The sequence below is a fragment of the Kitasatospora sp. NPDC051705 genome, from assembly GCF_044453265.1.
GTDB lineage: Bacteria > Actinomycetota > Actinomycetes > Streptomycetales > Streptomycetaceae > Kitasatospora.
Window position 1 is genome coordinate 135,584 of record NZ_JBITCO010000019.1, and the last position, 6,204, is coordinate 141,787.

A 6,204-nucleotide genomic window follows, 5' to 3' on the forward strand; every position below is an offset into this window, starting at 1 on the left:
GGCGCCCCTCCGGGCGGCCCCCCACCCCCGCAAGGAGTCGCGTGTGATCAGGTCCCGACTGTCAGCGGCGCGGCGCCCACGGAAGCCGGCGCGCCGCTCCCCCTACGGCGCACTGCTGGCCACCGGCGCCCTCGTCGCCTCCCTGGGCCTGGCCGGCGCGCCGGCCGCCCTCGCCGACCCGGCCCCGCAGGCCGGCGCCACCCGCCCGGCCGCGATCGTCGCCCTCGGCGACAGCGCCATCTCGGGGGAGGGCGCCGGCACCGACACCGGCGACGGCTACTTCCCCGAGACCGACAGCCCCACCAACTACTGCCACCGGCACCCCAAGTCGGAGATCTTCGTCACCGACATCCCCGGGGTCACCCCGATCGACCTCGCCTGCTCCGGCGCCCAGACCGGCGACCTGGTCAGCGACCCCGAGCTGGCCAAGGTCACCGGCTCCGGCAGCGGGGACTTCGGCGAGCCGAAACAGGACGTCCGACTCGCCGACGTGGCCGGGAAGTACGACGTCAAGATGGTCGTCGTCACCATCGGCGCCAACGACGACTTCGACTTCAGCGGGATCATGATGCACTGCCTCGCGCAGTACTTCCCGATCCCCAAGGACCAGGGCTGCCGGGACACCATCGGCAGCGCCGAGATCGTCCAGCGCGCCAAGCGGGTCCAGCCCAAGGTCGTGGCCGCGCTGCAGAACGTCCGGCAGACCATGCGCCGGGCGGGCTACCCGGACACCTCGTACCAGCTGGTCTACCAGTCGTACTTCAACCCGATCACCCCGGACATCCGGCGCAACGACTACCTCGGCAAGATCGCCGACGGCTGCCCGGCCTTCCCCGAGGACCTCGCCTGGGGCCACAACTGGGTGGTGCCGACCTTCAGCGACGCGCTGCGCGGCGCCGCCGAGCAGGTGCCGGGCGTGCGCTACCTCGACCAGCGCAGGGTCGCCTTCGGGCACGAGGTCTGCGCGGAGTGGACGAGCTCCCCGTACGAGTACTCCAACGGGGACGTCATCAACCTCTCCGAGTGGGCGCGCAACGGGTGCGACTCGCAGATCGGCATCCCGGGCCTGTGCATGAACATGGTCCGGCAGTCGTACCACCTGCGGGTCGCCGGCTACCGGGGCGAGGGCGTCTGCCTCGGCCAGTTCTTCGCCGAGCCCGACCTGGCGCAGGCCTACTGCACGCTCGATCCGAAGAACACCACCTCGATCCGGCCGCTCACCCCCGGCAAGCCGTTCGGCGACGCCCCCGAGGACGGCTCCTGGTACCAGCTCACCAACGCGGGCAACGGGAACGTGCTCGACCTCAGCGGCGGCGGCACCTACGGCGACTCCACCAACGGCCGGGCCGCCATCACCTATCCGGCCGGCGGCGGGCTGAACCAGTCCTTCGTGCTGGAGGCCAAGGCCGGCGGCAGCTTCGAGCTCGACTTCAGCGGCAACCGGGACATGTGCCTGGACGCCAACGCCGCCTCCACCGCCCCCGGCACCCGCATCCAGCAGTGGCGCTGCAACGGCGGCGGCAACCAGCACTGGGTCCTGGTGTCCGCGGGCGACGGCCGCTACAAGATCGCCGACTCCCAGGACCGCGGCAAGGTGGTCGCGCCCGGCAGCACGCTCGACGCCAAGGGCAACCCGCTCGTCGAGCTCACCGCCGACACGGGCGCCCCGAACCAGCTCTGGCAGCTCACCAAGCTCGGCATCGTCTACCTCCCGAGCTGACCCTCCGCACCCGACGCCCCGCCACCGCCCGGATCCGGTGCGGCGGCGGGGCGTCGGCACGCGGGGCCGTCGCCGGTGCGGGCGGGGCGGCGCCACGGGGTTCCGGGCGGGCGGCTGGGAGCCGGGCGCTCGGGGGCGTGCCGTAGGCTCACCTGAAAAATCGCTGCGCCGTAGCCGCGCGGACCCACGAGCGGGGCGGGGAGTACCGAGAGCAGATGAGCACGGCATCGAGCACCGAGTCGTCCAGCAAGGAGCCCGGTGCGCCCGCGGCACCGGACGTGGAGCGTTCCGAGGAGTCGTCGGGCCGGGTGCCCGGGCGGTTCGGGGCGCTGGTGGACCGCTTCGCACCCGCGCTCGGCGCGTACGCGGTGGTCAAGGCCGTCGGCCTGACCGTCTTCATGGTGCTGCTGTCGCACACCGGGGACTTCCTGAAGAAGGACCCGGGCCGCGGCGGCGGGGCCCAGCCGTGGGACGTGCTGGGCACCTGGGACGGCGTCTGGTACCAGCGGATCGCGGAGAACGGGTACGACCCGCAGCTGATCCCGCTGCACGGCTGGCCGCTGGCCACCTACTACGAGAACTCGGCGGCCTTCTTCCCGCTGTACCCGTGGCTGATGCGGCTGGTCGGCGCGGTGACCGGGCTGGGGCCGTACGGCTCGGGGATAGCGGTCTCGGTGCTGGCCTCGCTGGTCGCGGCGGCCGGGATCTTCGCGGTCGCGGAGCGGCTCGGCGGGTTCCGGGCGGGTGTGATCGCCGCGGTGATCTGGGGCCTGTTCCCTGGCTCGGGCGTGGAGTGGGCGGTCTACTCGGACTCGCTGTTCGTCGCGCTGTCCGCCTGGGCCTGCTACTGCGTGATGACCCGCCGCTGGGTGGCGGCCGGCCTGCTGGCCCTGGTGGCGGGCCTCAACCGGCCGACGGCGGCGGCGCTGATCGCGGCGGTGTCGATCGCGGCCCTGGTGGCGCTGGTGCGGCGCACCGACGGCGTGGGCCGGCCGCTGTTCGCGATGCTGGTCACCCCGTGGGGCCTGCTCGGCTACGTGGTCTGGGTCGGGTACCGGATGGGCGACTGGGGCGGCTACTTCAAGCTGCAGCGCGGCGCCTGGAACCGCTACTTCGACGGTGGTGCGTCCACGGTCCGCACGGTCATGGACGTGATCACCGGGCACTGGGACTTCTGGCAGTCCAATCCCGTTCCGGACCTGATCGCGATCGCCCTGCTGATCGCGCTGCCCGGTCTGCTGGTGCTGCTCCGACGGACCCGCCCGCCGCTGGTGCTGGTGGTCTACACGGCGCTGACCATCATCACCGCGCTGAGCAGCAACCAGATCTTCGGCAACATCTCGCGCTACCTGCTGCCCGCGTTCCCGCTGTTCATCGGTCTGGCGGTGGCGCTGCGCCGGGTGCGGACCTCCTCGCTGGTCGGACTGTTCGCGATGCCGGTGGTGGCGGCGGGCTGGTACGCGGGCTATGCGCTGTTCGAGTTGGGTATCCCGTAGACCCGCGTTGGTTGGCAACGGGATCATCCGGGAGTGGACGGGCCGTTGCTAACCTCGGACGTATGACGACGACCCCGCCCGTGCGCCAGATCCGAGACATCTCCGGCCTGCTGGACCACGCGAGCCACGTGCTGGCGACCCGGATGGCGGCCGCCTTCACGGAGCTCGGCATCACGCCGCGCGCGTACTGCGTGCTCTTCCACGCGCAGGAGTCCGAACGCACCCAGATCCAGCTGGCCGAGCTGGCGGACCTGGACAAGACCACCATGGTGGTCACCGTGGACGAGCTGGAGAAGCTGGGGCTGGCCGAGCGCCGCCCGTCCGCGACGGACCGGCGGGCCCGGATCATCTCGGTCACCGAGGCGGGCGGGCGCGTCGTCGAGCAGGGCACCGCGATCGCCGACCGGGTGCACCGGGAGCTGCTGGAGTCGCTGCCGCAGCCCGAGCAGGAGGTGTTCGTGCGGGCGCTGACGCACCTGGTGGGCGGGCACCTGGCGGAGCCGGTGGAGAGCGAACGGACGGTGCGCCGCGCGCGGCGCGCCCGGGGCTGAGCCCTGCCCGGGGGCCCGCGGGGAGGGCTGACCGGGCGTCAACCGACCTCGCCCCGGCCCGCGTCGAGCGGCCGGGGCGGCGGAGCTGTCAGATGAACCCTAGGGCCAGACCAGGCAGTACAGCTGGTGCCCCGCCTCGTGCAGGCGGTTGGCGAAGTCCTGCCACTCGTGCAGCATGCTGTAGATCACGAAGGCGTCGCGCGGTCCGCGCCGGTCGGGGACGGTGGACCAGATGAAGGCGGCGGCGCCGAGCTCGGTCTCGTCGGCCTTGCGCAGCGGCTCGACGACGTTGTGCGGGAGCTGGACGACGGCGTAGTCGGGGTGCAGCACGACCAGCTCCAGCGGCGGCACCTGGTGCAGCGGGACGCCCTGGATGCCGGTGAGCACCATGGCGCTCATGGTCTCCGGCTTGATCTTGGTGGAGAGGTGGCCGTTGGGGGAGCCGCTGGTCTCCATCAGGTCGCCGAGGCGCCCGAGCGAGCCGAGCTCGCCCGCGTCCAGACCGAGCCCCCCGGGGCCGAGGGCGGTGGGGACTCTGGCGGCGGTGGCGCGGTCCGGTGCGCCGAAGTACTTGTACGTCACCCCCACGCGTCCCTCACCCCGCCTCTCGCCACCGCGACGACCACGACCCGTACCCGCTCCCGTACCCCCGCGTGCGGCTTCGGCGGGCCTGCGGGAGCCCCCCGCGGCCTCGTCGTAGCCGTCCTGCGCCTCGGACACTCGGACCATCCTCACCGGAATTCGCCGGAATCGACAGACCCCCGCACGCCCGGCGTCCCACCGGACGTGCTCCTTACCCGTCATGCGCCGCCGTACCCACTCGCGGTACGCGGCAGTCCTCTCCACACCCCTGCACACAACCGGAGCGCCTGCGCACCCCGGGTGCACAGTCTGACCGGTCCGTGCTCCGGAGCGGTCAGGGCCCCTGCTGTACGGACAACCGTACAGACAACGGTGCCCGGATCATCGTTCCAGATGATCGGGTCCGACATGCAGAGCTCAAGGACACGATTTGAGACCATGTCTCCCGTGAGCTACCCCTACGAAGCCCCCCAGTCCCAGTCGCTGTTCGACCGCGCCTCCGTGGTGACGCCCGGCGGCGTCAACTCCCCGGTGCGCGCCTTCCGCGCCGTCGGCGGCACGCCGCGCTTCATGGTGTCCGGCACCGGCCCCTACCTCACCGACGCCGACGGCCGCGAGTACGTCGACCTGGTGTGCTCCTGGGGCCCGATGATCCTCGGCCACGCGCACCCCGCCGTGATCGACGCCGTCCAGCGGGCGGTCTCCCACGGCACCTCCTTCGGCACGCCCGGCCAGGGCGAGGTCGAGCTGGCGGAGGAGATCGTCGCCCGGGTCGCCCCGGTCGAGCAGGTCCGCCTGGTCTCCTCCGGCACCGAGGCCACCATGTCCGCGATCCGGCTGGCCCGCGGCTTCACCGGCCGGGCGAAGGTCGTGAAGTTCGCCGGTTGTTACCACGGTCACGTGGACGCGCTGCTGGCCGCGGCCGGTTCCGGGGTGGCCACCTTCGGTCTGCCGGACACCCCGGGCGTCACCGGCGCCCAGGCCGGCGACACCATCGTGCTGCCCTACAACGACCTGGCCGCCGTCGAGCAGGCGTTCGCCGCCCACCCGGGCGAGATCGCCTGCGTGATCACCGAGGCCTCGCCCGGCAACATGGGCGTCGTCCCGCCGCTGCCCGGCTTCAACGCGGGCCTGGCCCGGCTCTGCGCGGCGAACGGCGCGCTGTTCGTCTCCGACGAGGTGATGACCGGCTTCCGCGTCTCCAAGGCCGGCTGGTACGGCCTGGAGGCGGCCGGCGAGGGCTGGGCGCCGGACCTGCTGACCTTCGGCAAGGTCATGGGCGGCGGCTTCCCCGCCGCGGCCTTCGGCGGCCGCGCCGACGTGATGGCCCACCTGGCCCCGGCCGGCCCGGTCTACCAGGCGGGCACCCTGTCCGGGAACCCGGTCGCCACCGCGGCGGGCCTGGCCCAGCTGCGCGGCTGCACCGACGAGGTGTACACGACGGTGGACCGGGTGGCCGCCGAGGTCTCCGGGCTGGTGTCGGAGGCGCTCACCAAGGAGGGCGTGGTGCACCGGCTGCAGACCGCCGGGAACATGTTCTCGGTGTTCTTCACCGACGCCGCCGTCACGAACTACGACGAGGCGAAGACCCAGGAGGCGTACCGTTTCACCGCCTTCTTCCACGCGATGCTCGCCGAGGGCGTCTACCTGCCGCCGTCCGCCTTCGAGTCCTGGTTCGTCTCGGCGGCCCACGACGAGCGCGCCCTCGAGCGGATCGCCGCGGCCCTGCCCGCCGCCGCCCGCGCGGCCGCCGCTGCCACGGCCTAGGGCGTGTCTTTCGGATCACGCCAGGCGGTCGCCGCCGGGGCACGCACTCCCCCAGCCTTCGGCCGGGGGTACCCCCACGCCGGCTTCT

5 protein-coding genes are annotated in these 6,204 nt (G+C 72.7%); 4 read left to right on the forward strand and 1 reads right to left on the reverse strand.

The window, feature by feature from the left end; translation table 11 throughout:
• Positions 1–43 precede the first annotated feature (43 nt).
• The 3 genes from ACIA8Q_RS23445 (at position 44) to ACIA8Q_RS23455 (ending at position 3,767) form a co-directional block, all read left to right on the forward strand.
• Positions 44–1,720 carry an RICIN domain-containing protein gene (locus tag ACIA8Q_RS23445; RefSeq protein WP_360219168.1) on the forward strand — a complete coding sequence of 559 codons (1,677 nt, stop codon included), beginning with the start codon at positions 44–46 and terminating at the stop codon, positions 1,718–1,720.
• Positions 1,721–1,935: 215 nt separating this feature from the next.
• Positions 1,936–3,216 carry a glycosyltransferase family 39 protein gene (locus ACIA8Q_RS23450; RefSeq protein ID WP_360219165.1) on the forward strand — a complete coding sequence of 427 codons (1,281 nt, stop codon included), beginning with the start codon at positions 1,936–1,938 and terminating at the stop codon, positions 3,214–3,216.
• Between the two features lie 62 nt (positions 3,217–3,278).
• Positions 3,279–3,767 carry a MarR family transcriptional regulator gene (locus ACIA8Q_RS23455; protein WP_360219162.1) on the forward strand — a complete coding sequence of 163 codons (489 nt, stop codon included), beginning with the start codon at positions 3,279–3,281 and terminating at the stop codon, positions 3,765–3,767.
• Between the two features lie 99 nt (positions 3,768–3,866).
• Here the strand turns inward: ACIA8Q_RS23455 and ACIA8Q_RS23460 are convergent, their stop codons facing one another.
• The gene (locus tag ACIA8Q_RS23460) at positions 3,867–4,349 is read right to left on the reverse strand and encodes a hypothetical protein (RefSeq protein ID WP_078881187.1); all 483 of its coding nucleotides are present in this window, start codon (positions 4,347–4,349) and stop codon (positions 3,867–3,869) included.
• 438 nt (positions 4,350–4,787) lie between these two features.
• On the opposite strand from ACIA8Q_RS23460, the gene hemL reads away from it, so the two are divergent.
• On the forward strand, positions 4,788–6,116 hold the full coding sequence (gene hemL, locus ACIA8Q_RS23465) for a glutamate-1-semialdehyde 2,1-aminomutase (protein WP_360219159.1): 1,329 nt from the start codon (positions 4,788–4,790) through the stop codon (positions 6,114–6,116).
• Positions 6,117–6,204 lie beyond the last annotated feature (88 nt).

Bases quoted from the DNA above. Each gene is read 5' to 3' on its own strand.
- ACIA8Q_RS23450 (WP_360219165.1), top strand. From the start codon at position 1,936: ATGAGCACGGCATCGAGCACCGAGTCGTCCAGCAAGGAGCCCGGTGCG.
- hemL (WP_360219159.1), top strand. From the start codon at position 4,788: ATGTCTCCCGTGAGCTACCCCTACGAAGCCCCCCAGTCCCAGTCGCTG.
- ACIA8Q_RS23455 (WP_360219162.1), top strand. From the start codon at position 3,279: ATGACGACGACCCCGCCCGTGCGCCAGATCCGAGACATCTCCGGCCTG.